We start from the raw sequence: 25,330 nt of genomic DNA on the forward strand, positions 1-25,330 counted from the left end.
TAATGCTTAGTATCCTTATGTATAAATCAAAATTCGCATTTCTTACCTTAAATGTGTATTTTTTGAAAAAAACTTTATTGGCCGTGGTCGGAATAAAACATGTTCTGCCAATTTAGGCCTTACTTAATATTTTTTGAGGTGCTTATAAAAAAAACACAAATTGCTCTATTAATTTCCTTGCTCGCATCCGGATCCGCTTATGCGGGTACTTTTACAAATGGTGGTTTCGAAAACGGCAATCTGAGCGGCTGGACTCAGGGTGGTGGTAGTTGGAATGGTTCTGCTACACTACCAACAGCATCTTCTTATGTCGGCGGCCCATCTAATAACACTGTGGTAGGCGTGGGTAAGGATGCAATTACAGGCGCGAATACCGTTTATAACGGCAATCATTCTGTGCGTGTTAATGATTCTATTCCTAACTCTTCGGTATCAACCATTTCACAAAGCGTAACTAATTACACCGATAAGAATATTTTCTTCCAGTGGAACGCGGTGTTGGAGTCATCCCATACCCTAACGGATTCAGATTATTTCTCGATAACGCTACGCGATGACACCACAGGTGCAGATATAATAAGCCGCAGTTACAGCTCTGCTGGCGCAATTGGCTCTGGCACAAGCGGCGTTACATGGACTCCATTCTCCGGTTGGTTCACCAGCGGTTGGCAATTAGAAAGTATCGACTTGGTAAAGCTAGCTGCAGTTGGCCACGACTTTACTCTCAGTATGCTACTCTCAGATTGCCCTTATGGTGGTCACGCAGGTTACGCTTACTTGGATGGCTTTGGTGGCACAGTCGTTCCTCCAGGCCCAGGTAACGTGCCGATTCCAGCAGCTGTCTGGTTGTTTGGTTCGGGCCTTGCTGGATTGTTAGGAATACGTAAAAAATCAAAATTAGCGGCTTAATAAACTAGCTTTTTCTTGATATTGGAAAGCAGTGACGGTTAACCGTCACTGCTTTTTTATTGCAATACCAATTGGACATATACAACAACCCTGTAGCTCTGAATAAAGAACGTAGAAAAATAAGTTTTACCCTAGCCACCTCCCCACCCCACCTAAAGCAATCAAAAATTACTTTGTTTGCTATAATGAACCGATTTTTTATTCAAGCAAGAAGTCCATTCAACAATTTTTTTGTGGGCAAGCACAGTTTTATAGGGCTTTACGTTAATTTCGGACATCTTTCGCCTTGTAGATCAGGTTTTTAACCCTCTCTATTTAAGGATTAGTCCGATAAGCTCCGTAGACATTATAAATTACGCACATGAATGAACGAGGTCTCCATCGATTTTTAACGGGGTACATTGTCGCCAGCGTAATTCTTATCACTTTCGTTGTTGTCAAAATTGTCCAACAAGAAATCGCCAAGTCAAAATACCAAGCGCATTATCTCTCCGAAATTACCAAACAATTAAGTTTTAAACTTAATCCTGGCGCTAGCAAATCAATCCGCTACCCAAGCTATGGCCCTTATGACCAGCGCCTCGGCTATACGCTAATCCCAGCCTCTATTGCTCGATTGGAAAAAGTAGGATTCAATATTACCGCACAGGCATCGTCCTCGCCCATGATGAACAAATTGGGAGGCTATGGTTTATTTCCTATCTATCAAGAAAAAACCAGAATCGGTTTAAGCATTGTAGATCAAACAGATAAGGCTATTTTTAGCACTATCTACCCTATTCGTGGCTACTCAAGTTTCGAGGCAATTCCGCCATTAGTCTTGCAAACGCTACTGTTTATTGAAAATAGGGAATTACTTAACGATCAAAATCCAACCCTGAATCCTGCGGTTGAATGGGATCGCTTTGGCTTTGCCACACTGCAAATGATGGCCAATAAACTGGGCATTACCGACAGCGTTCCAGGTGGCAGCACTCTGGCAACGCAAATTGAAAAATATCGACATTCTTCCAATGGCTATACCAATTCAATCAGCGACAAAATACGTCAGATGGCAAGCGCTTCTATCCGTGCTTACTTGTTGGGGCCTGATACCGGTGAAATGCGACAGAGAATCGTCCTAGCTTACCTCAATTCCATGCCGTTATCAGCAACACCGAAATCTGGTGAAGTACATGGCCTGGGAGATGGTTTAGCTTCATGGTTTGATGCCGATTTCGATAAGGTCAATAAGCTACTTAACCCAGCAGCTTTTAAGCCACGCGAACAGGTTAGTCCGCAACAAGCAACCGCCTTTCGGCAAGTGCTGACTACTTTGTTGTCTCAAAGACGGCCTTCATACCTTCTGGGTAAGGGGTTCAAAACATTGCAAGAACTTACCGACAGCTATCTGCGGCTTATGGCCAATCAAGGTTTTATAACAACAGCGTTACGCGATGCCGCACTCAAGATTACCCGTGTAAAACCGGTCACATCCGTGCTGAATCCAACCAACTTTATGCCAACAAATAAAACGCAAACCGTGCTTCGAACCCGGCTTGCCAAAACATTAGGCATTAAATCGAATTATGAATTGGATCGCTTAGATTTAACCGTAAAAACGACACTCGATTACAATCTACAGCAATCTATCAGTAAAGCACTACACGGCTTGAGCGAGCGTGAAAATGCACAGGCAGCAGGTATTTTGGGGTTTCGGATGCTGGATGCCAATATCGATTTATCAGCAATTATCTATAGCTTGATGTTATTCGAAAAAAGCCATACGGGTAATTTGTTAAGAGTCCAAACCGATAGTTTTGACCAACCTTTGGACATCAACGAAGGCATTCGCCTGGATCTCGGCTCAACCTCAAAATTGCGTACGATGGTGCATTATTTGGAGCTGATTGCCCAACTTTATCAAAGTTACCACGGCCGTTCTCCAGAAGATCTTAAACAAATCACATTCCATCCCCGCGATTATCTATCTGCCTGGGTTATCCAGCAACTCAACACAAATAGCGGTATCAGCCTTGAAGACTTACTTAACGAAGCGCTCGACAGGAAATATTCTGCAAGCCCTTACGAATACTTTTACACTGGCGGCGGCTTGCATCATTTTAATAATTTCGACAAATCCGAAAACAGCCAGATCAAGTCAGTGCGCCATGCCTTGCGAGATTCGACCAACCTTGTGTTTATCCGCTTGATGCGCGATGTTGTTTACCACCACCTGTACAAACCTGACGGCATAGCACGTTGGCTTGACGATCCTGCTGATCCTAAGCGCAATGAATATCTGGAGCGCTTTGCTGATCGTGAAGGCAGGGCTTATTTGCGGCGCTTTTATGTCAAATACCAAGGAAAATCCTCCGAAGAGGCCATGCAATTGCTGACCGAAAAAGTGCAGCCTAAAGTGTCGCGCTATTCTATGCTGTACCGATCAATCTACCCAGACCATGATGAAACCCAATTCTACCTTTTCCTAAAATCCCATATAAAAGGGGTCGAATTAGTTAATGAAGATATTTACAACTTGTATGACAAGTATTCCATTGAAAATTTTGACTTACAAGATCAAGGGTATATAACCAAAGTCCATCCACTGGAATTATGGCTGGTGCGGCATCTAACCCTATACCCGAAAGCGACTCTGGAGAATATCCTGGATGCCAGTTACGAACAGCGCCAAGAAGTCTACCGCTGGCTGCTTAAAAGCAAACGCAAAAACTCCCAACAACGGCGCATTATGACCTTGCTTGAAGAAGAAGCATTTAAGGAAATCCACAAAGCATGGCAACGTGTCGGTTACCCCTTCGGCAAATTAACCCCCTCATATGGGACTTCGATAGGTGCGTCAGGAGACCGTCCCGTCGCCTTGGCTGAACTGATGGGCGTATTACAAAATGATGGCCTTCGCTTACCCTCTATCAGATTCGACAGCTTGCATTTCGCCTCGGCTACCCCGTATGAAACGATAATGAATAAACTTCCTGAACAGGGTGAGCGCATTTTTCCGGCAGAAGTTGCCAGAACTGCTCGCGGCGCTCTTGCTGGTGTTGTTGAAGGTGGAACAGCTTCACGCCTGCGAGGTGTTTATACCGGCAGCAATGGCGAGCCTTTGCTGGTCGGAGGTAAAACAGGCACTGGAGATCATCGTAAACAGGTATGGGGTGAGCGTGGACGACTGTTGGAATCAAAATTCATCAGCCGCGCCGCCACTTTTGTATTTTTTCTCGGTGATCGGTTTTTTGGTGTGATTACAGCGTATGTAGAAGGCCCCAACGCTGGGCGTTACCACTTTACCAGCTCATTACCGGTGCAGATTATCAAATACCTAAAACCTACACTTTCGCCTTTGTTAAACGGCGTAGTGGAAGACAAAGGCTTGCAAAAAACATCTGTTGAAAAACTGAATAACGATACCATACATTAATTAACAAATATCATTAGCCCTAAAAAGTCGATTGACGCTGAAGTATTCGTAGTCAGACTTAAACCAAGAAATATCTACGAATTATATATCTGGGCATCTCTAATAATTATAACAAGACAATTGCCTTAGATAACCACTTAGAAAACCTTGATCAAAAACAGTTTAGCCGTCCCCAAATCCACGAAAGGTCGAAAGTTTCACTGATCGCATTACCTCAAGCACTACAAACAGACTACTCCTTTCAACCTTGGAAACCACCTTGAATGTTGCCACAGCCGCCAGAACTTACAAGGCGGATATTTGCTATTTGATGAGCTGAGGATTTGTTAAAGCCCGCGCTGCAGCACCTTGGCGGCGTTTTATCCATTTTTGTTTTATGGTGTTGTCTTTTTGTATAAGAGCCGTATTTACGGCCTGTATTTCGGTCGTTGTCATCAAAACAGGTTCCTGAGGGTCAGTGTCTTCCACCCCAGATGCATCCAGTACTACACCGGCTGATGTTGTTACATAACTAGGTGTTGATGATGGGATAACAATTTGGGCGAGTGCCGAAAAAGGCAAGGTACAGCACAAAATAGTAACAATAGTTTTCATGGTTTTTCCTTATTAAATAAGTGCTACCGCCTAATCATTTTCTTATAAACGGTAGCTTTGGTTTTTGTTGGTTAGGGCATCAATTTCTAGATTGTCATGAGGCGACTTCAAAATTGATGCTGTTGAGAGAAACGCTTTAAAGCTACTGCAGAACTGACATCGGGCGCATCATATCGTGATCCTCATGTTCAGTAATATGGCAGTGCCAAACGAATTGGCCGAAACCCTCAAACTTCATCCGCACTCTGGTAACCTCACCGTTCACAATATCACCTGCTACTGCGAGTGGATTGCTGGTCAGGGAAGGGTAAGCAATGACTGTGTCTTTCCAACCCTTTTCAATTACTAAAGCAGGTGTCGCTGGAGCAGGGTAGGTGATATTGGTCAGCTCACCTTTGGCACCTAGTACAGCGTTAAACGGCTGCCGTTCAATGACCTGAAAATCACCATCATGTAAATGGACAGGATGGGCATCTACCGAATTATTGAAGATTTCCCAGGTTTCTACCGTATTGTTCAAAGGATGCTCAGTGACAGGATCCATCCAGCTTAGAAAGCCAGCGGACGGAGTGCCAAGGATAGGCAAAATACGATTAAACTGATCTACAGTTTCGCCTAGCAGTACCTGATGCGGGGCAGCGAGCGGATCAGTTTGAACCAGCGGCGCTATCGGAGCGCGTAAGGTAGTAGGAATGGTTGCAACAGGAGCGGCTGATAAGGGTAAATTAACTTTAAATTGCATCAGCTGGTCGTGCAGACCGATTGTTGGTGCGGCAGCACCTGCACCGCCAAATGGCGTTCCTGCTGAGTTAGTCAAGGTAATATTCTTTCCTTTCAACGCGGAAAAATCAACGATAATATCGTAACGTTCAGCAGGTGCTACCGTCAGCGTAGTCGCGGTTGTTGGGGCATTCAGAAAACCGCCATCACTACCGATAAGCTGGAATGGAATCGGAACGCCAGCAGCACCCGCTTTAAGTCCTAAGGTATAAAATCTAGCATTAGAACCGTTTAGAATACGGAAACGATATTTACGTGGTTCGACTTGCAGGTAAGGCCATGCAGCCCCATTGACTACCATAACATCACCGAAGAACTCTGGCACGGTACTTGGGGTAACACCTGTACCAATTACATCAACATCAGGATAAGCAAGAGAGCCGTCCGTATGGAACATGCGGTCTTGTAGCACAAGTGGCACTTCATGAGGGCCAGAAGGCAACTGATTGTTGGCAATCATAGCCATTTCATTATCATCACGAATCATATACAAACCCGCCAGCCCAGCATACACATTTAGCCGTGTCATGCCTAGGGTATGGTCGTGATACCACAACATCGTACCTTCCTGGTTATTGGTGTAATCGAAAGGATTAGGGTTGTAGGGGACTGAAGGCACGGTCATTGGTATGCCATTCTGTCCATTAGGCGAATGCCAGGCTTCTGAATATCCGTCACTGTTTTCATTGATGATTTTTGCACCATGCAGATGACCGACACTGCGAATATCCGGCTCACCCGCATCAGTACCGTGAATGGAGTGATCGACAGGTACGATGTGTCCAGTCGCCGTCAATGTATTCAGGTACTGTACTTTTATCGGTTTACCGAGCCCAGATGCATTAACAGCTACATCCGTTGAACGTGCCACAATAGTGTGGGCAGGGTAAGTAAAGGTATCTGGGCGGGCTGGGTCACCATAAGCGAACACATCTGTGGCAGGAAATCCGGGCGGCAGAATTTGCGCCTTCACCTGCCTAATATCCAACGTATAAGAATCAGTGCCTGGAACGCTAACAGTATTCGGTATATGTTTAAAGAACGGCGCTGTTGGGTTAGGCAATGGCAGCGCATACTTGGGTATTTTCATGGGACTTAAAACGGGTAGGCTATATGTTCCCGTTGGATCAACGATACCAGTCAATGCTAAAGCGGCCACCGGAACAGCAGGAATCATGGCTACTGGACCATTATTAAGCAGATTAGTTTCGGTGGCTGCGGCTGCGACCGAAGCTATGAAGGGTGACGGTGTAGTACCTAAGCTACTGGCTACTGGCGTGACAGGTATCCGCAGATTACTGACACGTCCAGCATAAAGAGGTAGATCATAGGCGCACGAAACAATTTGGCCGCTAGTTGTACACACCCAGTGATCGGCATCTCGCGAAAACTTAAGCGGTGCAGTAACGTTAGTGGGTAAAGTGAAGGTAATGTTAATAGGTGCGTTAGCAACTTTAACTGTGTTGCTTACCCTCACTTGCACCTGGCTCATGGCATTTGCACGTAGCGTGGGTACAGGTTGTAAAACGGCAACCGATAAATCAGGTCGTTTAACGACCACTACTGCTGAAGCGGTGTGTGCCAGGCCGAAAAACAATGCACAAGCTAATAATGTTAATGGAATCGGAGAAATCTGGGCCATTGACTTCAATGACGGCCTTTCTTTATCCGCTGTTAATATGCCGCCATTTGGCGGGGTATGTCGTTTCATTTTAATACCTCGTTAAATCAGGGTTATGACTTAAAGGAGCAATAAAATCGTCATCAAAAAAACAGCTTTCGTTGCTATTAATGAATCGCTGTCGCACCAGTGCAATTTCCAGTGGCAAACTTAAACACTGTTTGCACTGAACCTTACGCAATGGCACTTACAATGATTAGCAAAGCGTTTTGGGGCACGCCCTAAGAAGATAAAAACTGCTAAACAACATAATCGGTTAGCTGCTTAATGTTTTCTTAATGGTATTGTAGTAAAATGCTCACAAGCTTAAGGACTGCCAAGTTTTAGGCCCAGTTGGTATTTTACTAGCGATGTAGCTGATAATTCTTACATGGGATTAACAGCTACGTTTAGCTCCACAAAATTCAATAGTTTTACGTTAAGCGTCCTTTGTACTAGATTTCATCTGCTCTTTAATATCAATATAGGGCGTATTCTCAGTCAAGAAATCAAAAAATTCTTAATCTCCCTCTGGGTATTTAGCAACACAAACAAAATTCACTATTTTCTTTTTATTCGTGTTGGTATTAACTACCCCCGTGATGCAATGTACCGCCTATCAACAGTCCTGCAAGGTAAATAGAATGGGGTATTCATGGTTATGAAATGGTTATAGAAAATAACCATTTTGTGACGGCTCTGTTAACCTATTTTGGCTTTATTCAGTTAATGACAGTAGATAGCTACGTAGACTGCTCGCTTTATTGTCCAAACCTAATTTCTTGCGGATATGCTTGCGGTGAATGTTGACCGTTTCTGGCGAGCTATTTAAGGTCACAGCGATAGCCTTAGTGGATAGCCCTTGCCTAACCATTGATGCCACCTGTATCTGGGTGGGGGTTAACTGTTGGTAAGCAGATGGAAGATTAGCCGCATTCCCATAGACTTTCACCATCTGTTTGAGATTGGCTTCAAGAATGTCGATCAGACGCGTGGTTTGAAGTCGACCAGCACTCGCTCCCTTCAACTTTTGTAAGAAAGGCATAATGGTGTTCTCCACCTCACCTGATAGCATCATTTTAGTATCCGCTATGTCCGTTTCTCGGTGCTTGATTAAAACGTTAAGCACTGCGTTAATTTCCGCCGTTTCTTCCTTGATTTTTTTTATATCACTTTTAGAGGTTACCGCCTCTTTCTCCAGACGCTGGCGAGCATCAAGTAAAATATTTAATACCTGATTTGCCCGCAAAATGACCTTGTGTGCATCATCTACAATAATGCTAGCCTGCGGCTCAAATGCTACTGCGATAAAGCGCAGAACTTCCTCAGCTTGTTTACGTTCGGTGATATCCGTGAGCGTAACGCGCATCAGAGGGGTGCATTTTTCTTCCTGATATCGAGACTCAATGTGGGCGTAAAAGTTAATGCCGTCTTCGCGGCGGATAAGCAATTCACAACTATGCTGACAGTCTTGTTGTTTTACGAGTAGTTCATACCGATGCCAATGATCTTTATAGTCATCGGCGATAAACTCAGCAAAGTACCGATTAACGATTTCCTTGCGTTCCACCCCGAACAATTTGGCACCAGTGACGTTGATTTCAGCGATCACTCTTTCTGGAGTAAGGGTGAGATAGGCGACAGGGGCAAATTCATACAGCTCAAGGTAATGGAGGCGCGATGTTTCCAGATCAACAATCGTCTGTCGCAGTTCCTCGTTCTGCATCTCTAGCACTATTTGCCGTACGCCTAGTTCGCATAGGAACTCATCGACGATAGGGATCGGTACATTTGTCGATTCAACTTGAGCGATCTGCTCAACGATTCCTATGTGTAATTGTTGATTAATCTCGTTGGAGTTATCGCTCATAGATAGAATTCTATCGAAACTAGAGTTATCTTAGGGTCACTGATAATTTTATCCCATTGATTTTTAAATTTTTCTGATACTGGCTTTTAGCAGACCAACACGAAGGCTAGCTCAGGCTAAGCTAATAAATGACCAAAATCACCCAAAAGTTATAAGCTTGCTCAATATCATCCCATTCATCAGAAGTATTTGCTAAAGTTTTACCTCCAGCTCGCCTTCATGGTTGCTGCGTTGAATAGCCTTGACAGATTTATACCGCATCTCGGCCGGATGCTTAATTTCCTTAAGCCCCGCTAACCGATAAGGCTTTCTGCGTTGACAATAACATCACAAACTGGCTGGCTTCCAAAATAGTCAGCTCCATCGCGTGTATTAATTGGGAAATATCAATGCCAATCTCAATAAATTCGTGTTGTAGGGCTGAAATGGCTCGCGCATTAAGGTTGTGTTTAAGGTATAGCACCTGATCTTTAAACGATGACAATACTGGCTGAATTTTTGCCTCAGCCAGCCGCATGGTCTTGATTAACCTTACGTAGTTTTGTTTTGCCGCTTTAAGTTGCTGTTTGCTGCTATTGCGAAGGTTGCGGTTTGAGTATTCATTCAGCTCACTTTCCCATTCCGCAAATAAGGCATGACTGACTTCTTCTATTGCCCTTATCCTGTCGCTGACAGAATCAGATTTTGAGCGGCAAAATTGATATTGCCGATTCAGCAGGTTGTATTTTTGCTCTAAAGTCGATTCGTTTACGTTGACTAAGGATCTGAATTTTCCGAGTGCGTCTTCAAATTCATTTCGGGTTTCTTGCAGGCTGGTACACGCCTGTTCGACCTGATACACCACAATGTCGCGTTTGTGTTCGCCAATGGATTCCCGTGCGCTGTAATAAAAATTCCTGAACAGCTTCGATAAAATCCTACGAAAAAAACCGAAAATAGTCTTTCTTAGACCCTTTGATGGTATTTTTACTGAACTAGGATACGAATTCTTCTGCATTAACGATATTTAGTTTAAATGACGTTTGTTGGGTGAATTTATGGAACGATACATCGACAATCTGCTGTTGTACAAGTTTCAACACATCAAAATTAGGCTCGATATTAACAGATTTGACCAGGATAAGCTCATCAGCTACCAGCGTTTTAGCTAACCATGCCGATAAACTGTCAGACGTAATCTCCCAGGACGACGGGATACCGGCCTTGTCAAGCTCTGCAACATCAGGTGACCATATAGCAATACCTTTCTTATTGATTTGTTTGCTGCATTCGGCTATTGAGGCGGCAACCGCAAAATATGGTTTTAGCGCATTCATTACTAAGGCCATCTGCTGCATGGCTAAGAGCGCCATAAGGTGTGCAGTTCTATCATCAAACCGCCACGGCTGTTGCAACTGCCTGACTTGATCCGCAAACACGCCACCTCCCGGAACAATGACTACTGCCCTGCCCTGATAGCTGCGTTCAATCTTGTCCAGACATGGCTGAAGCATGCCTGATGTAGCCAAACTACCACCCAGCTTGATAACGATCATAGAGTGGAAAACTATAAAATTTCAAAAAATGCCTTCTCCCTCAGGGCATAAGTATCTGCCCCTTCTCCCTTGAGGGACGACTGCGTGAATGCAGGACGTAGGGCAACGCCTGGAACAGTTGCCGAGAAGGTCGGGATGAGGGGGATATAAACAGTTGATTTTATTCTCCTCACCCCAACCCTCTCCAGCAGGACAGGGGCTTGGTGATTTGGCAACCCATTGTTTTTGTTACATTGAAAGTTGTGTAGATACTTATGCCCTCTGGGCATAAGTATTGTTAGAGACTCCCTTTAAGCTGTTTGCTATTCGAATTATGCGGCGCACAAATACATCCACAGACGTTTACAATAACTCCAAGGCAAACATAATCGCATCTTCACGACCATTTTCCGCAGGGTAGTAACCTTTTCTGATGCCAATCTCGTTGAAACCAAGTTTACTGTACAATGCGATTGCACCCGGGTTAGAAGGCCTGACTTCCAAGAACATGGTTTCTGCCTCACCTTTAGCTACCTCAATGAGGTTTTCCATCATTTTGCGACCTATGCCCTGCCCTTGCTCATCGGGATCGACCGAAATATTCAGAACGTGAGCTTCACCGACGCCTAACGTGAGAATACTATAACCCAGGATTTTGCCATTCTCCTCACAAACCCAACAGCCATAGCCGACTTTAAAGCAGTCGATAAAAATATCTTCATCCCACGGGAATGGATAGTTTTTCCGTTCAATCTCTAGCACAGTAGTTAAATCAGCGTAAGTCATTGTGCGCATCCGCATCAAGTCTAATCTCGTCACTGAGTCAGGAAAAACTTTGGCATAGAATTCCTTATCGGCATCATAGACCAAAACGCTTTTTATTTTATCCATCCATCCACGCATGTTTAACCCTTTTTTGTTATCAATGCCAATCTCTATGAAAACCCCCTCTCCTGCTGGAGAGGGTTGGGGTGAGGAGATTAAAACCAAGTATCGATCCACTCATCCTAAACTTCTTTGGTAGTGAGAAAAATCGGTAGCTTGATTAATAGCGGAGTTACAAACCTAGGTTTGTACTCCAAAATACACACCGTCCACAGGCACAAAGCCCACCAACACATCAGAGAATACAGGTTTAACTTACTGTCCCTGCTACTTTATGCCCTTTGCAATTACTTGGGGGAGAAGAAACTAAAATTCCATTCCTTACTTTCCCTTTACTGTTCGTACCGCCAATTGCAAATCCTGCCACGCCTTGCGTTTTTCCAGCAATGAACGCAGCAAATAAGCCGGATGATAAACCACAACCAAGGGAATCCCATCCAGATCATGTACCTTGCCCCTCAGTTTACCGATTGGCGCGTCCGTCTTCAATAAGGTTTGTGCGGAAATACGACCGACAGCCAGTATTATTTTCGGCTTTATCAATTCCCGTTGCCTTCGCAGGTAATCGCTGCAACTTTCCGCTTCATCCGGTTTGGGGTCACGGTTGCCCGGTGGCCTGCATTTTAGGATGTTGGTGATGAACACTTCATCCCGTTCCAGCCCTGCCGCCCTTAACATCTCAGTCAACAGCAACCCGGCCTTGCCGACAAAAGGCTTGCCCTGTTCGTCTTCATGCTGCCCAGGTGCTTCGCCGATGACCATCCAATCGGCGGTTTTGTTGCCTGTGCCGAACAGGGTTTGGGTGCGGGTTTGGCACAACGCGCATTTGGTGCAGGCGGCGACTTCGGCTTGTAAGTTATCCCAGGTTGATAGGCTTTGGGGCTGTTCTAGCGGCTGTTCAAAAGCATTTGATTCCGGCTTAAGGCATGGGATTTCTTCTAGCTTTCCTTCAACAAACGGCTGCACGGCAGGCGTTGATGTCCGGGGTATCCAGACATCGATGCCCATTGCTTGTAAGTATTGGAGTCTAGTGGTGTTATCCATGTGCGAGAAGATAAACAGGAAGAAATAGCGTTATTTACTTTTATTATGTGTTTTCCGCCACGAGAATATATTCTAACATACAGACGTAGGTACGATTAGCGCACCGTAATCGTACGCATGTAGGTAAATTCTCTTTCGATTATGTAATCGCCGATAGTAGGCATATAGTAAAGAGAATACTTTTACGCTAAATTAACGACTTATGCCCAATTACAAACGCGCCTTTGTACCCGGCGGCACATGGTTTTTTACGGTAAACCTACTGCAAAGGCAACAAAATGACCTGCTCATTCGGGAAATCGAATTACTACGGCAAACGGTCAAGCGGGTTAAAGCAAAATATCCATTTGCCATTGATGCCTGGGTCGTATTGCCAGACCACATGCATTGCGTATGGACATTGCCGCCAAACGATGCCGATTTCAGCACCCGCTGGCGGTTGATAAAAAGTGGTTTTTCGAGGGCTTTACCCAACATCGAATACCGTTCCAAGGTACGAATCGCGGCAGGCGAACGGGGTATTTGGCAACGGCATTATTGGGAACATTACATCCGCGACGATTTAGATTATCAACGACATATTGATTACGTGCATGTAAACCCGTTGAAACACGGTTATGTCCAGCGCGTAACCGATTGGCCTTACTCGTCGTTCCATCGTTACGTGGCAAAAGACTTTTACCCCGAAAATTGGTGCGGCGACGTTAATACAGAGGTTGAAGGTGGCGATTGAACATGCGTACGATTACGCTACGCTAATCGTACCTACATCCCTTCACGCGATGTGAATTTTTTAACGTGATTCTCGCATACTTCTTATATCATCTATACCTAGCTTAGCTCTATCGCGGATTCCTGAATAAGCATCACCAACATAGAAGCTTATTAGACCCCTATATACATTGTCAGCATCATCAAGACATCCTTTTTTAAGAGCTACATCGGCATAACCAAAAGCTAATTCAGTATGATAATTTCTAATAAGATCCGATCTATAGCGTGAATATAGCAATTCAGCGCCTTGGCTATGCTCTAACATTTTGATGTAATTTTTTACAGAATCAGCATTACGGCCATTACAACCATTTTCAGCAGAATAGGCTTTCAGAGCATTTTTACCGTCAGAATATCTATTTGATGTTTCATTGTAGAAATTACTTACATCATTCACTTGATGAGAACCCACACAGCCTACATTAAGCATCAATAACACTATCAAAATTAATGAATTTATAAACATAAGTACTGTCCTTTTCTGTTAAGTTCTTAATTGTAATATTTTTAACGATTCAACACACAAATGGATTAAGCAACTCATACGATAAAAAAAATAATCTATGTGTAAATTAGATTCCAGTTGTATTTTGTCGGGCTCAAAATGCCTTATTTGAAATTGATTACCTGTTTTTGTTAATTCGCTAAACTCCCTTTCTATGTGCTCGCAAAATAATTGATTATTTTCTGATACAACATCAACTAGAACTGTAGGGCGGAATAGCGTAGCGTATTCCGCCGCATGAAATATTGCCCAACATACTACGAAACTATTTAAAATCTCCTTCAATCCCCCTTTTTCAAAGGGGGATTGAAGGCTTTGCCATTTTTCGCCTTTCGCCTTTTGTGCCTTATTTTTACACATCCCCCTTCTGCGGATGCCTACGTTCTGGACTAAGTAACTTGTTGACCGCATTGATGTAAGCCTTCGCAGAAGCGATCACAATGTCAGTATCCGCGCCCAAACCATTGACGATGCGCCCGGCTTTTTCCAATCGAACCGTAACTTCGCCTTGGGAATCCGTGCCATTGGTGATGTTGTTGACTGAATAGAGTGCCAAAACCGCATTGGTGACAACCAACTTTTCAATCGCTTTCAAACTGGCATCAACCGCACCGCCGCCTTCTGCATTTCCGGTCACTTCCTTATTGTCGATGCGCAAGGTAACTTTCGCATTCGGCACTTCGCCCGTTTCCGAACAGACTTTCAAGGCGACTAATTTGATATGTTCATCTTCTGCCTCAAACCCAACCTCTGAAATCAATGCTTGTAAATCTTCATCAAAGATTTCGTGTTTTTTATCGGCGAGTTGCTTGAAGCGTGAAAAGGCCTCGTTCAATTCTTCTTCTGATTGAAATTCTACGCCCAACTCGGTCATGCGACTTTTAAAAGCATTCCTGCCGGAATGCTTGCCCAACACCATGCGGTTGGCCGACCAGCCGACATCTTCAGCGCGCATGATTTCGTAAGTCTCGCGGCTTTTCAAGACGCCGTCCTGATGGATACCGGCCTCGTGGGCAAACGCATTTGCGCCGACGATGGCCTTGTTGGGTTGCACGGGAAAGCCAGTGATGGACGACACCAATTTTGAACAGGTTAAAATTTCCCGCGTATCAATCCGTGTTTGGCAAGCAAACACGTCATGACGGGTACGCACTGCCATCACGACTTCTTCCAATGACGCATTACCCGCCCGTTCGCCCAAGCCATTGATGGTGCATTCCACTTGCCGTGCGCCATTCATGACGGCAGCCAAGGAATTCGCCACTGCCAAGCCCAAATCATTATGGCAATGTACAGAAAAAATAGCCTTGTCGGAATTGGGTATACGTTGGATCAAATTTGCAATGGTCGCACCAAATTGCTGCGGTACGCTGTAACCGACGGTATCGGGAATATTCAGGGTTGTCGCACCCGCATCAATGACGGCTTCAAGAATACGACATAAAAAATCCTCATCCGAACGGCCTGCATCTTCCGGCGAAAACTCGACATCATCGGTAAACTGCCGAGCGCGTTTGACGGCTTTCACCGCATGTTCAACGACCTGGTCTGGGGTCATGTGCAATTTCATTTGCATGTGGATGGGCGAGGTGGCGATAAAGGTGTGAATCCTCGACCTTGCCGCGCCTTTTAATGCCGCACCTGCTTGGTCGATGTCCTTGTCTAATGCCCGTGCCAAGCCACACACAACGCTGTCTTTAATGACATTAGCTACAGACTGTACGGCTTCAAAATCGCCTGGACTGGCAGCAGGAAACCCTGCTTCAATCACGTCCACTTTCAGGCGTTCCAACGCCCTGGCGATACGTACTTTTTCGTCGCGCGTCATCGACGCGCCTGGGCTTTGCTCACCATCGCGCAAGGTGGTGTCAAAAATAATCAAATGGTCTTTCATGGGGTCTCCAGCAATGGATACTATTCGGCAATCTCAACAGTGCCGAGCATAAAAATAGGGTTGTATTGTGTGAAAAACGAATTGGATGCCCGCTAGGGCAGGATTCTTAGGAGCAGGGATAAGCGCAGGCACAAGCAAACACGGGACTTTGCACCAGCAAAGCCGCTTTCTGTAACACTGTGTTTGTTGTTTTGGGGATACATAGCAAAACTATAACTTAACGCGCCTTAACTCTCAAGCAGAATCTACAATTTGCGTCCTTGTAATCGGCGCTTACGCATGACTAAGGTAACAACAGGCCCCGAAACGGCATAACCTAAAAATATCAAAAACAGCATGGTTTCCGGCTGTGCCATAACAAAAGCGATGGCAAGCATCACCGAAATCGCCACAAAAAACGGCACTTTCCCACGGAAGTCTATTTCCTTAAAGCTGGAATAGCGGAAATTACTCACCATCAACAAACCTGTGCAAATCGTTAATGCAATGGCGGCATATTTAACCACATTAATATCATAGCCATGTTCGATTGACATCCAGATAAATCCTGCAAGGACTGCCGCTGCCGCAGGGCTAGGCAAGCCTTGAAAATAGCGTTTATCAGCAGTGCCTACTTGGGCATTAAACCGCGCAAGTCGCAATGCCCCACCCGCCAAATGGACAAAAGCAGCAAAAAGCCCAGCTTTGCCAAAACTGGCAAAAGCCCAAAGATACATCACCAAGGCAGGTGCTGCGCCGAATGAAACCATATCCGATAAGCTGTCGTACTGTACGCCGAATTCACTCTGGGTATTGGTCAATCGAGCGACACGACCATCCAAGCCATCCAAAATCATAGCGACAAATATAGCGATTACAGCCGTCTCGTAGCGTCCGCCTATAGCTGAAGTAATCGCGTAGTAGCCGGAAAACAACGCGCCTGTGGTCAATAAATTAGGTAATAAATAGATGCCGCGCCGACGAATTGAGCGTTTTTCGGGTTTGTCCATTGTTTATCTATGCTTTATTTTTCTGAAAAAATTAGGGTGAAATTATACAACGTGCGGATGTTTCGCACCCAAGTTTAATATATGCTTGTGACAGGAATGTTAAGGGATCTCTGAACAAGTCCTTCGACAAGCTCAGGACGAACGGCAAGGGGTTGATTCCGTTCGTGGTGAGCTTGTCGAACCATGAGCGGAATCAACTTGTTCAGAGATCCCTTAATTCAGGTCACATTGTGTACTAAAAATCAAAACAACAAATAAAGGATTCGAATTTCAACTATGGTAAAATTCGCGCACCTTTAAGTGGCAAAACCCTTTTCTCACAATCAGGCAAATTCCACTAAATCCTAACTTTTTAACGCCAACACACGTACTATCATGAATAAACCAAAAAAAGTCGCAATTCTCACGGCAGGTGGCTTAGCCCCATGCCTTAATTCAGCTATCGGCAGCCTTATCGAGCGTTACAGCGAAATCGACCCGTCGATTGAAATTATTTGCTACCGTAGTGGGTACAAAGGCTTGTTGCTTGGTGACTTCTACAAAGTGACGCCAGCCATACGGGAAAAAGCCGGCCTGTTACATAAATTCGGCGGTTCTCTCATCGGTAACAGCCGTGTCAAACTCACTAACGTGAAAGACTGCGTTAAACGCGGACTGGTCAAAGAAGGTCAGGATCCACAAAAAGTAGCGGCTGACCAATTAGTCAAAGATGGTGTAGATATTCTACACACCATCGGCGGCGACGACACCAACACCGCCGCTGCTGATCTTGCCGCATTCTTGGCGAGCAATAACTACGGTTTGACCGTAATTGGTCTACCTAAAACCGTTGATAACGACGTGTTTCCCATCAAACAATCGCTAGGTGCGTGGACGGCTGCGGAACAAGGCGCACGTTACTTCATGAATGTCGTGGCAGAAAACAACGCCAATCCGCGTATGTTGATCGTACATGAAGTCATGGGACGCAGTTGTGGTTGGTTGACAGCAGCAACTGCTCAGGAATACCGTAAATTGTTGGATCGCGCCGAATGGTTGCCGGAACTTGGCTTGAGTCGCGAATCTTATGAAGTCCACGGCGTATTCATCCCGGAAATGGCGATAGATCTGGCCGCAGAAGCCAAACGCTTACGGGCAGTTATGGATAAGGTGGATTGCGTAAATATTTTTGTATCCGAAGGCGCTGGCGTTGAATCCATCGTCGCCGAAATGCAAGCCAAAGGCCAAGAAGTCCCGCGTGATGCCTTTGGCCATGTCAAACTGGATGCCGTCAATCCCGGCAAATGGTTTGGTGAGCAATTTGCCGAAATGCTAGGTGCGGAAAAAACCTTGATCCAAAAATCCGGTTATTTCGCACGGGCTGCCGCCTCTAATGTCGAAGACATCCGTCTTATCAAATCCTGCGCCGATCTTGCTGTTGAATGCGCTTTCCGCCGTGAGTCCGGCGTGATCGGCCACGACGAAGACCGTGGCAATGTATTGAGAGCAATTGAGTTTCCACGGATTAAAGGTGGTAAACCTTTTGATATTGATGCTACATGGTTCAATCAAACCTTGTCTGAAATCGGGCAAACAAAAGGTTCTAGGGTATCATCGGCAGGTCATTAAGTAGCTTAATTATGAATAAATATTACTTACTCAACCAAAACGATAACTAGCACATAATGATTACCACCTAAAGCCCTCTAATTTCTGGATTTTTTGAACAGAAAGAATCAAAGAATTAGCGATGAATAGTTCTAAAATCCATCAAATCGTCCTTGCCAGCAATAATCTGGGCAAAATCAGGGAAATCCAGGCGTTGCTGCCGAGCTATTCGATTATCCCTCAGTCAGAATTTATTCAATCGGAAGCGGAAGAAACGGGCGTTACGTTCGTTGAAAATGCCTTGTTGAAAGCACGGCATGCCGCACAACATTGTCATTTGCCTGTACTTGCCGATGATTCCGGTTTGGTGGTGGATGCCTTAAGCGGTGCGCCGGGCATTTTTTCTGCCCGATATGCGGGTATTGGCGCTAGCGACCAGGATAACGTCAACAAGCTGCTGGTAGCATTGAACGGCGTGGCCTTGGAAGAACGCACGGCACGGTTTATCTGTGTGATGGTGCTTATCGAACATGCAACCGATCCGGTTCCGGTTATTGCCCAAGGCATTTGGGAAGGACGGATTTTATTTCATCCTACAGGTAGTAACGGCTTTGGTTATGATCCGGTATTTTGGGTGTCCGATCATAACTGCGCTTCTGCTGAATTATCGGCAGAAGTAAAAAATTCACTAAGCCACAGGGGGCAAGCACTTAGGCAGTTGGCGGTTTTGCTTGGAGACAAAAGCATGATGGTAAGGACGAAGTTATAAATGAATGGGCGAATTCACCCCAGCCTTTTCCTTAGCAGGACTAAAGGCAATACACAACCCACCAAAATACAAGCCAATAGCATCGCACCCATAGCAGGTGTCCAATCTACGGAATAGCTGTCCGCCCTGATCGGCTTAGTCAGCCCCGGTATGCTGGGCAGGTCGCCGTCGCCGCCATCCACTTTGAGCTGGGCTTTCATGCCTTTTTCCATGTGCTGTGGCAGTTCGCAGTGGACGAGGTAGGTTTTTTTCATAGCAGGCATAATTAGAGAAGCTTTTAACTCCCCTGCCCCGTATAGCTCCAGGTGGAACATGCCTTGTGGATATAGATAGCCCGGCAGTCCATGTATCATTAGCTGATGGCGTATTTGGTCGTCATTAATAAAGGTGACGTTAATGCGGGAACAAGGTGGAACATCCCACTGCTGATTATCAAATGCGTACATTTTTCCGTTAAACTTTTTGGCGTGTTTATGTCCGGCGCGGATGGTTATATCAACATCCTTGGATATTTTTGGGCAATCCTTAGGCAGGCGGTCGGTATTGGCATTCATAATCATACCTTTTTCGTCCATCAGCATATGGTCGTGTTCCATCATGGCGAATGCTGGCGAGATGAAACCCACTACCAACAATAAGGCAATTAATCGAGTAGGGTGGGCGAACAGCTTTATCGTTTGCCCACCCTTTGACGAAGCAACGGTGGGTAGAAACGCATTACCTACCCTACAAAATATAACAAAAAGTAGTTTCATTCTTGCCGCTTCCGTCTAACCATAATCAGCACAATCAATAACCCAGCAATCAAACCAATCAACAGCCCAAAAATCACCAATTTCTTAACATCCGGCGATATAAGTCCTGCATCGCCAAACGACGAGGCATAGTCGCTTTGCTGCCAAGGTGCCTGTTTTTTGGCATAGTAATCTTTGTCGAACACCTCAGCCAGCATTTGGTCGTGCATTTTGGGCATCCCTTGCTCATCGATAAGGGGTTTATACGCCAAGATTGCCATGTTCCCACCCGGCTCTAGGCCATCAGTAGTCGTGCCAGTCAACACATGGTCATGGAACATCCATAAGCCGGGACCGTAGCTGTGTAATCCATCATTGGATGTCTTCAGGTTAAGATCAATCCGCTGTGCCACTGCAATATCAAACACATCACGTGTTACTTGTTGCCCAGATGCTAAATCCACGCCATCCATTGCAGTAATGGTTGCCTTATGTCCATGAAAATGGATGGCAACTTCCGACTGCTGAACATTGGCAATTCGAATTTTGATCGCCTCATTATCACCCACGACAATCATCGAATCGCGTAAGGTATAGGGAAAGGAATGACCATTGAGCAGGAAGTAATTCTCGAACGACTCAGTGATATTATAGTCCCGCCCCATGTGCTTTGCGACGAGGCGAGGATCCGTTGCTGACTGGATGGTGCTTGCTAGTCTTTTGTCGATGGACTGGTAAAGCAAGTCATATTCCTGGTTGTAGGTTTTTTTTACCGCAACTGATGGATGGCGTACTTGTCCGGCACCGACATTAAATGTTTGCACCCAGTTATTGGGCTGATTTTCCTCGATAACAAATATACCGCTCAACCCCATCATCATGTGTTGCGCTGTTTGTACGTGGCAATGGTAAAGCATCGTACCTGTGTGCCGTGGCTGAATTTCATAGGTGTGGCTTTTGCCTGGAAAAACTGGGTGCATTTCCATGCCATCGTTATCTTCACCTTTGGAGTTTACAAAGGCATGATCCACCCCGTGTAGGTGAATGGTATGTGGTAAATAATGAGTGTTTTCCAGCGTAATATAAACCTTATCGCCCTGCTCAACGCGTATGGTGGGAGAAGGCGCACGTAAAAATGGCCGCGCCTCCCGTGAGCTAAAGTTTTTCAACGCCATGCCACTCGATTTAGGCGCGAATGCCCAAAGCCCCGGTTGAATACCCGGCGCGATATCGTACGTATTAATCAAATAGTTGCCATCTGGGCTGGCACCATTAAATTCGACGACTTCCAACTTGATATGGATGACATCAGGATCACCATCGTGATCAACATCATCACCCATAACCAACGCATCTTCCGCCAGATTAGACTGCATCAAGGTTGCCATCGAAATATTGTTAGTTCCCTTGACAGATGCGGCAATATCATAAGGATTGTCTGGTTCACAGAAAGGTGCTTCAACAATATCCACGCCGTCGATCACTTGGGACTTTCGCCATTCGGGATGCTCATTGGAACAAGGCACTTCGATTTTGGTAGTATCTCCTTGGGCGCGACTATACTCCGTAGCAGGCGGGTTAATGCCCGCTTCTTGAAACCAGCCAGGAGTGAATTGCATGGCAACGGCAATCAATACCAATACCAAAATCAGTATCGTCAAAGTAAGATAAGGTCTTTTTGTCATAATCCTGAAAATTTACAGCGATACGACCATTCTAAATGGCTGGTGGTTCAAAACCTAGCTGCGTTTGTTGAAAGCGGCATAAAGTTATTGGGTATAAAATACATCTATGAAAAAAACATGTCCATTAGAGAGCACGGGGATTTTTCAGCGTAGATAAAGACATGTTCCATTGAATTATAGTTGTACCAAACAGGCATTGAGATTAGGATAATTTGAACCATTGTGCTTAAACTGTAGCCATTGTCTGATAGACCAAATTAATACCAACTTGAAAACACAAGCAATACTCGAAATTGTAGGACAAGAAACCGAAAATTCTTGCATCCGCTTGTCTGGTGATTGGACGTTAAGCAACTTGACGATAGAACCAGCCCTACAAAAGCGCATCAAACAAGTTGCTGGCGATACTAAACTGCATTGGGATTTGCGTTCGGTAAATGTACTGGACAGTGCTACCGCTTTATTGCTTTGGCAGGCATGGGGGCAATCCGTGCCTGTTGGACTAGAAATAAAGCAGGAACATCAGCGTCTGCTCGACAAGTGGCAATCCCAGGAAGTCCCTGCTCTTGATTCTCCTATCTTTTCTGTCGAACAAACAGCCGCTTACCTTTCACAAAGAACATGGGAAGCATTTGAACAACTATTGAATTTCATCGCTATCTTAGGTCAACTGGTTCTGGACAGCGTTAATTTACTGCGCCATCCGAGCGATATTCCTTGGTCGGAAATATCTATTACTGTGTATGACGCGGGAGTTAGGGCTTTAGGCATCACCGCGCTAGTCGGTTTTTTGATTGGCATCGTATTAAGTTATCTTTCCGCACTACAATTAAAACTGTTCGGAGCGGAAATTTATATTATTGATATTCTAGGCTTAAGCGTTATTCGTGAATTGGGGCCGTTGCTTGCCGCTATTCTGGTCGCAGGTCGTTCCGGTTCGGCGATGACGGCGCAAATCGGCATTATGCGGGTTACGGAAGAATTGGACGCGCTGTCTGCGATGGGAATTTCGCATTCCTTGCGGCTGGTTTTACCTAAAGTGATAGCACTAACAGTCTCTTTGCCGTTGTTAAGTGTGTGGACTAGCGCAACGGCGTTGATTGGCGGCATGTTTTCGGCGCAGAATACTCTGGATATTAGCTATCAGCAATTTCTTTTAAAATTGCCAGATGCCGTGCCCTTGCTAAATGTATTTATCGGACTGGGCAAAAGTGCCGTATTCGGGCTGATGATTGCCTTGATAGCCTGCCATTTCGGTTTTCGCATCAAACCAAATACCGAAAGTTTGGGCAACGAAACGACGAATTCTGTGGTTGCAGCAATTACGGTGGTGATTATGGTCGATGCCATATTCGCCATACTTTTTATGGATGTGGGAATGCCGTGAGCGAGCCGTATGCAATACGACTGGAACATATCTGGACAAGTTTTGGGGACAAAGTTGTCCACAAAGACATTAACCTTGCCCTGCCCAAAGGTGAAATACTTGGTTTGGTGGGGGCTTCTGGCTGCGGCAAAACTGTGTTGTTACGGGAAATTATTGGTTTGCAAATCCCCAACAAAGGCGAGATATTTGTGATGGGTGAATCGTTGAAGACCATTTCAAGCAGCCACGGAAAGCGATTACGTAATCATTGCGGCGTGTTGTTCCAAAAAGGCGCATTATTCAGCGTGCTTAACGTTTTCGAGAATATTGCTTTTCCCTTGCGCGAACTGGGTGTTGAAGATGAGGAATTCATCAAGCGGCTGGTGTTTATGAATCTTGAAAACGTTGGTTTATCAGCCAAAGATGCGTGGCTAAAACCGGCAGATTTGTCTGGCGGGATGACCAAACGCGTTGCTTTGGCACGAACTCTAATTTTGGAACCAAGCCTGTTGTTGTTAGATGAGCCGACATCGGGGCTTGATCCAATCTCCAGCCAGGATTTTGTTGATTTATTGTCTGGGCTACATCAAGATCTTAAATTTACGGTGATTTTAGTGACGCACGATCTGGATATATTACGAGACTTATGCACCCAGGTTGCGGTACTGGCAGACCAGCAGCTGGTGGCTTTTGGTTCCCTGGCTAGTATACTGGCTTGCCAACATCCGTTCGTTCAACGCTATTTTCATAACCAACGCGCCCAGCGCGTGTTCAGCTATCAAGCCAAAACCCAACCCCAGACTCAACAAGGACAGTTAAATGGGTAGAAATAACCGCGCCTTGCTTACCGGATTGTTTTTAGTCGTCCTGTTAACCGCAACCACAGGAGTCATTTATTGGCTGGGTAATCTGGAACGGGAGCGGGATGTCTATACTATTTCGACCCAGGCTTCGGTATCGGGGCTTAATCCTGAATCAACCGTGTTTTTTCGCGGTATTGCCGTAGGTAAGGTGCTGAATATCCGCTTTGATCCTGAAAATGCGGGAATTATTCTGGTCGGTATTGAAATCGATAAAAATATCGTCCTCACTAAAGGCGTGTATGCCACTCTGCATCTAAAAGGCGTGACCGGACTAACCCAACTGGAACTGGGAGATGCTGGAGAGATAACCGAAAAACTGCCGCCGGGCAATAACATTGCCAACCGTATTCCCTTAATGCAATCTGTTACCGACAGGCTGCTTAACTCTGGCGATGAATTGTTAAAAAAAGCCGACCACCTCATGATTCGCTTAAGCAGTTTATTGAATGAAGAAAATGAAAAGAATATCGTCGGTATACTCGCCAACCTGAAAACCTTGAGCGACAAATTGGCTGACCTGCAAAAAAGTGTTGAAAAAGCACTGGTAGGCATTCCCTCATTAACTACTGATGCACGAAAAACGCTTACCCATATTGATACCTTGGCTGGTGATTTACAAAATTTGAGCAAAGAGGCAAGAAATTTAAGTAAAAAAGTCAGTGTAGTTGCCGATACAGGTAGCGTTGCTGGCAACCAGTTAGTACAAACCACCTTGCCCAAGGTCAACCGATTACTGGCTGATCTCCAAGCGACGACAGAGCAGGTAAAAAAAGTGGCTAATATCTTAGAACACAACCCGCAATCGGTATTGCTAGGGCCAGAACAGCAAGAACCAGGGCCCGGTGAACCGGGCTTTGAGGAGCCAAAATGAAAACATTAATGACTGTCATGTTAATTCTAATTGCAAACGGTTGTAGTATCTTTCCCCACCCCCGGCCATCGGCTGTGCATGATTTTGGTTACTCTATTTCGAATGCACCTTCCGAAATCAATACTTCAACCCAACAATCGCCGATTACCGTGGAAGCACCCAAATGGCTATCCGATAACCACATTCGCTATCGGCTGCTGTATTCAACGCCAACACAGGTAAGATTTTATTCACTGGATCGCTGGATAGCACCACCGCCAGAACTGTTTGAGCAACTGCTTAATGCAAGCGGTAAGCAGTGGCATAATCCCGTAACCATTCAGCTACAGGTTTTTGAACAACAATTTGATACGCTCGATAAGGCAAAAGTAGTCATGCACTTTACGGCTATCATCACTGCTGGTGATAAGGCTAAGGTCAACAAGCGAGATTTCCATTTGCAACTCCCCTGCCCTACGCCTGATGCCAAAGGTGCTGTTAGCGGTTTTACTCAGTTAACGAAACAAGCTGTTGATAAGATTCAGGCTTGGGTAGCGACGCAAAATCTTGCGTCTCCTCTTTAAATTCATGCCGAAATGACATTCTTGGATAATCGTCATTTATTCAGATAGTATTTATC

Annotated in this window: 22 protein-coding genes; 9 read left to right on the forward strand and 13 right to left on the reverse strand. The window is 45.2% G+C overall.

Features of this window, described 5'->3' with window-relative positions; translation table 11 throughout:
• Window positions 1–99 precede the first annotated feature (99 nt).
• Both ABL924_RS00425 and ABL924_RS00430 read left to right on the forward strand, forming a co-directional pair.
• Window positions 100–909 (forward strand): VPLPA-CTERM sorting domain-containing protein, encoded by an 810-nt coding sequence (locus ABL924_RS00425; protein WP_349025085.1) that lies wholly within the window; start codon window positions 100–102, stop codon window positions 907–909.
• 361 nt (window positions 910–1,270) lie between these two features.
• Window positions 1,271–4,327, forward strand: a complete 3,057-nt coding sequence (locus tag ABL924_RS00430) for a transglycosylase domain-containing protein (RefSeq protein WP_349025086.1) — start codon at window positions 1,271–1,273, stop codon at window positions 4,325–4,327.
• Window positions 4,328–4,630: 303 nt separating this feature from the next.
• On the opposite strand, the gene ABL924_RS00435 is transcribed toward ABL924_RS00430, so the two are convergent.
• From ABL924_RS00435 to ABL924_RS00465, 7 genes are all read right to left on the reverse strand, one after another.
• Window positions 4,631–4,921 carry a hypothetical protein gene (locus ABL924_RS00435; protein WP_349025087.1) on the reverse strand — a complete coding sequence of 97 codons (291 nt, stop codon included), beginning with the start codon at window positions 4,919–4,921 and terminating at the stop codon, window positions 4,631–4,633.
• 142 nt (window positions 4,922–5,063) lie between these two features.
• Window positions 5,064–7,412 (reverse strand): multicopper oxidase, encoded by a 2,349-nt coding sequence (locus tag ABL924_RS00440; RefSeq protein WP_349025088.1) that lies wholly within the window; start codon window positions 7,410–7,412, stop codon window positions 5,064–5,066.
• 667 nt (window positions 7,413–8,079) lie between these two features.
• Window positions 8,080–9,231: a LuxR C-terminal-related transcriptional regulator gene (locus ABL924_RS00445; RefSeq protein ID WP_349025089.1), complete on the reverse strand. Its 1,152-nt coding sequence runs from the start codon at window positions 9,229–9,231 to the stop codon at window positions 8,080–8,082.
• 283 nt (window positions 9,232–9,514) lie between these two features.
• Window positions 9,515–10,228 (reverse strand): DUF2959 domain-containing protein, encoded by a 714-nt coding sequence (locus ABL924_RS00450; protein ID WP_349025090.1) that lies wholly within the window; start codon window positions 10,226–10,228, stop codon window positions 9,515–9,517.
• Window positions 10,206–10,766 (reverse strand): uridylate kinase, encoded by a 561-nt coding sequence (locus ABL924_RS00455; protein ID WP_349025091.1) that lies wholly within the window; start codon window positions 10,764–10,766, stop codon window positions 10,206–10,208. The genes ABL924_RS00450 and ABL924_RS00455 overlap by 23 nt, the downstream gene beginning before the upstream one ends.
• 342 nt (window positions 10,767–11,108) lie before the next feature.
• Window positions 11,109–11,648, reverse strand: coding sequence for a ribosomal protein S18-alanine N-acetyltransferase (gene rimI, locus ABL924_RS00460; RefSeq protein ID WP_349025092.1), 540 nt, complete (start codon window positions 11,646–11,648; stop codon window positions 11,109–11,111).
• Window positions 11,649–11,951: 303 nt separating this feature from the next.
• Window positions 11,952–12,674, reverse strand: a complete 723-nt coding sequence (locus tag ABL924_RS00465) for a uracil-DNA glycosylase (RefSeq protein WP_349025093.1) — start codon at window positions 12,672–12,674, stop codon at window positions 11,952–11,954.
• 202 nt (window positions 12,675–12,876) lie between these two features.
• Here ABL924_RS00465 and ABL924_RS00470 point away from each other — a divergent pair, with 202 nt between their 5' ends.
• Window positions 12,877–13,407: a transposase gene (locus ABL924_RS00470; RefSeq protein WP_349025094.1), complete on the forward strand. Its 531-nt coding sequence runs from the start codon at window positions 12,877–12,879 to the stop codon at window positions 13,405–13,407.
• A 60-nt stretch (window positions 13,408–13,467) separates the two neighbouring features.
• On the opposite strand, the gene ABL924_RS00475 is transcribed toward ABL924_RS00470, so the two are convergent.
• From ABL924_RS00475 to pssA, 4 genes are all read right to left on the reverse strand, one after another.
• Window positions 13,468–13,914 carry a hypothetical protein gene (locus ABL924_RS00475; RefSeq protein ID WP_349025095.1) on the reverse strand — a complete coding sequence of 149 codons (447 nt, stop codon included), beginning with the start codon at window positions 13,912–13,914 and terminating at the stop codon, window positions 13,468–13,470.
• Window positions 13,915–13,932: 18 nt separating this feature from the next.
• Window positions 13,933–14,313: a hypothetical protein gene (locus ABL924_RS00480; protein ID WP_349025096.1), complete on the reverse strand. Its 381-nt coding sequence runs from the start codon at window positions 14,311–14,313 to the stop codon at window positions 13,933–13,935.
• Window positions 14,306–15,847 (reverse strand): 2-isopropylmalate synthase, encoded by a 1,542-nt coding sequence (locus ABL924_RS00485; RefSeq protein WP_349025097.1) that lies wholly within the window; start codon window positions 15,845–15,847, stop codon window positions 14,306–14,308. The genes ABL924_RS00480 and ABL924_RS00485 overlap by 8 nt, the downstream gene beginning before the upstream one ends.
• 245 nt (window positions 15,848–16,092) lie before the next feature.
• Window positions 16,093–16,836 (reverse strand): CDP-diacylglycerol--serine O-phosphatidyltransferase, encoded by a 744-nt coding sequence (gene pssA, locus ABL924_RS00490; RefSeq protein WP_349025098.1) that lies wholly within the window; start codon window positions 16,834–16,836, stop codon window positions 16,093–16,095.
• A gap of 375 nt (window positions 16,837–17,211) precedes the next feature.
• Here pssA and ABL924_RS00495 point away from each other — a divergent pair, with 375 nt between their 5' ends.
• Window positions 17,212–18,444: a pyrophosphate--fructose-6-phosphate 1-phosphotransferase gene (locus ABL924_RS00495; protein WP_349025099.1), complete on the forward strand. Its 1,233-nt coding sequence runs from the start codon at window positions 17,212–17,214 to the stop codon at window positions 18,442–18,444.
• Between the two features lie 121 nt (window positions 18,445–18,565).
• On the forward strand, window positions 18,566–19,192 hold the full coding sequence (gene rdgB / locus ABL924_RS00500; protein WP_349025100.1) for an RdgB/HAM1 family non-canonical purine NTP pyrophosphatase: 627 nt from the start codon (window positions 18,566–18,568) through the stop codon (window positions 19,190–19,192).
• Window positions 19,193–19,206: 14 nt separating this feature from the next.
• Here the strand turns inward: rdgB and ABL924_RS00505 are convergent, their stop codons facing one another.
• Both ABL924_RS00505 and ABL924_RS00510 read right to left on the reverse strand, forming a co-directional pair.
• Window positions 19,207–19,947 carry a copper oxidase gene (locus tag ABL924_RS00505; RefSeq protein ID WP_349025101.1) on the reverse strand — a complete coding sequence of 247 codons (741 nt, stop codon included), beginning with the start codon at window positions 19,945–19,947 and terminating at the stop codon, window positions 19,207–19,209.
• Window positions 19,944–21,611, reverse strand: coding sequence for a multicopper oxidase domain-containing protein (locus ABL924_RS00510; protein ID WP_349025102.1), 1,668 nt, complete (start codon window positions 21,609–21,611; stop codon window positions 19,944–19,946). Before ABL924_RS00510 ends, ABL924_RS00505 begins: the two co-directional genes overlap by 4 nt.
• A gap of 268 nt (window positions 21,612–21,879) precedes the next feature.
• Between ABL924_RS00510 and ABL924_RS00515 the strand changes: the two genes are divergently transcribed.
• The 4 genes from ABL924_RS00515 to ABL924_RS00530 are packed head-to-tail and all read left to right on the forward strand — an operon-like array spanning window position 21,880 to window position 25,274.
• Window positions 21,880–22,998, forward strand: a complete 1,119-nt coding sequence (locus ABL924_RS00515; RefSeq protein ID WP_349025103.1) for an ABC transporter permease — start codon at window positions 21,880–21,882, stop codon at window positions 22,996–22,998.
• Complete coding sequence (locus ABL924_RS00520) at window positions 22,995–23,804, forward strand: ATP-binding cassette domain-containing protein (protein WP_349025104.1); 810 nt, start codon at window positions 22,995–22,997, stop codon at window positions 23,802–23,804. Before ABL924_RS00515 ends, ABL924_RS00520 begins: the two co-directional genes overlap by 4 nt.
• Window positions 23,797–24,711 (forward strand): MlaD family protein, encoded by a 915-nt coding sequence (locus ABL924_RS00525; protein WP_349025105.1) that lies wholly within the window; start codon window positions 23,797–23,799, stop codon window positions 24,709–24,711. The genes ABL924_RS00520 and ABL924_RS00525 overlap by 8 nt, the downstream gene beginning before the upstream one ends.
• A complete protein-coding gene (locus tag ABL924_RS00530) occupies window positions 24,708–25,274 on the forward strand; it encodes a hypothetical protein (protein WP_349025106.1) in 567 nt (188 codons plus the stop codon). The genes ABL924_RS00525 and ABL924_RS00530 overlap by 4 nt, the downstream gene beginning before the upstream one ends.
• Window positions 25,275–25,330 lie beyond the last annotated feature (56 nt).

The organism is Methyloglobulus sp. (genome assembly GCF_040079455.1).
In the GTDB taxonomy this organism is placed as follows: domain Bacteria; phylum Pseudomonadota; class Gammaproteobacteria; order Methylococcales; family Methylomonadaceae; genus Methyloglobulus.

What these genes read in the sequence shown, in the direction of transcription:
- ABL924_RS00495 (WP_349025099.1), top strand. Translation starts at nt 17,212, where the DNA reads ATGAATAAACCAAAAAAAGTCGCAATTCTCACGGCAGGTGGCTTAGCC.
- rdgB (WP_349025100.1), top strand. Translation starts at nt 18,566, where the DNA reads ATGAATAGTTCTAAAATCCATCAAATCGTCCTTGCCAGCAATAATCTG.
- ABL924_RS00455 (WP_349025091.1), bottom strand. Translation starts at nt 10,766, where the DNA reads ATGATCGTTATCAAGCTGGGTGGTAGTTTGGCTACATCAGGCATGCTT.
- rimI (WP_349025092.1), bottom strand. Translation starts at nt 11,648, where the DNA reads ATGCGTGGATGGATGGATAAAATAAAAAGCGTTTTGGTCTATGATGCC.
- ABL924_RS00450 (WP_349025090.1), bottom strand. Translation starts at nt 10,228, where the DNA reads ATGCAGAAGAATTCGTATCCTAGTTCAGTAAAAATACCATCAAAGGGT.
- ABL924_RS00530 (WP_349025106.1), top strand. Translation starts at nt 24,708, where the DNA reads ATGAAAACATTAATGACTGTCATGTTAATTCTAATTGCAAACGGTTGT.
- ABL924_RS00510 (WP_349025102.1), bottom strand. Translation starts at nt 21,611, where the DNA reads ATGACAAAAAGACCTTATCTTACTTTGACGATACTGATTTTGGTATTG.
- ABL924_RS00470 (WP_349025094.1), top strand. Translation starts at nt 12,877, where the DNA reads ATGCCCAATTACAAACGCGCCTTTGTACCCGGCGGCACATGGTTTTTT.
- ABL924_RS00525 (WP_349025105.1), top strand. Translation starts at nt 23,797, where the DNA reads ATGGGTAGAAATAACCGCGCCTTGCTTACCGGATTGTTTTTAGTCGTC.
- ABL924_RS00430 (WP_349025086.1), top strand. Translation starts at nt 1,271, where the DNA reads ATGAATGAACGAGGTCTCCATCGATTTTTAACGGGGTACATTGTCGCC.
- ABL924_RS00485 (WP_349025097.1), bottom strand. Translation starts at nt 15,847, where the DNA reads ATGAAAGACCATTTGATTATTTTTGACACCACCTTGCGCGATGGTGAG.
- ABL924_RS00475 (WP_349025095.1), bottom strand. Translation starts at nt 13,914, where the DNA reads ATGTTTATAAATTCATTAATTTTGATAGTGTTATTGATGCTTAATGTA.
- ABL924_RS00445 (WP_349025089.1), bottom strand. Translation starts at nt 9,231, where the DNA reads ATGAGCGATAACTCCAACGAGATTAATCAACAATTACACATAGGAATC.
- ABL924_RS00480 (WP_349025096.1), bottom strand. Translation starts at nt 14,313, where the DNA reads ATGTGTAAAAATAAGGCACAAAAGGCGAAAGGCGAAAAATGGCAAAGC.
- ABL924_RS00440 (WP_349025088.1), bottom strand. Translation starts at nt 7,412, where the DNA reads ATGAAACGACATACCCCGCCAAATGGCGGCATATTAACAGCGGATAAA.
- ABL924_RS00435 (WP_349025087.1), bottom strand. Translation starts at nt 4,921, where the DNA reads ATGAAAACTATTGTTACTATTTTGTGCTGTACCTTGCCTTTTTCGGCA.
- ABL924_RS00505 (WP_349025101.1), bottom strand. Translation starts at nt 19,947, where the DNA reads ATGAAACTACTTTTTGTTATATTTTGTAGGGTAGGTAATGCGTTTCTA.
- ABL924_RS00425 (WP_349025085.1), top strand. Translation starts at nt 100, where the DNA reads ATGTTCTGCCAATTTAGGCCTTACTTAATATTTTTTGAGGTGCTTATA.
- pssA (WP_349025098.1), bottom strand. Translation starts at nt 16,836, where the DNA reads ATGGACAAACCCGAAAAACGCTCAATTCGTCGGCGCGGCATCTATTTA.
- ABL924_RS00465 (WP_349025093.1), bottom strand. Translation starts at nt 12,674, where the DNA reads ATGGATAACACCACTAGACTCCAATACTTACAAGCAATGGGCATCGAT.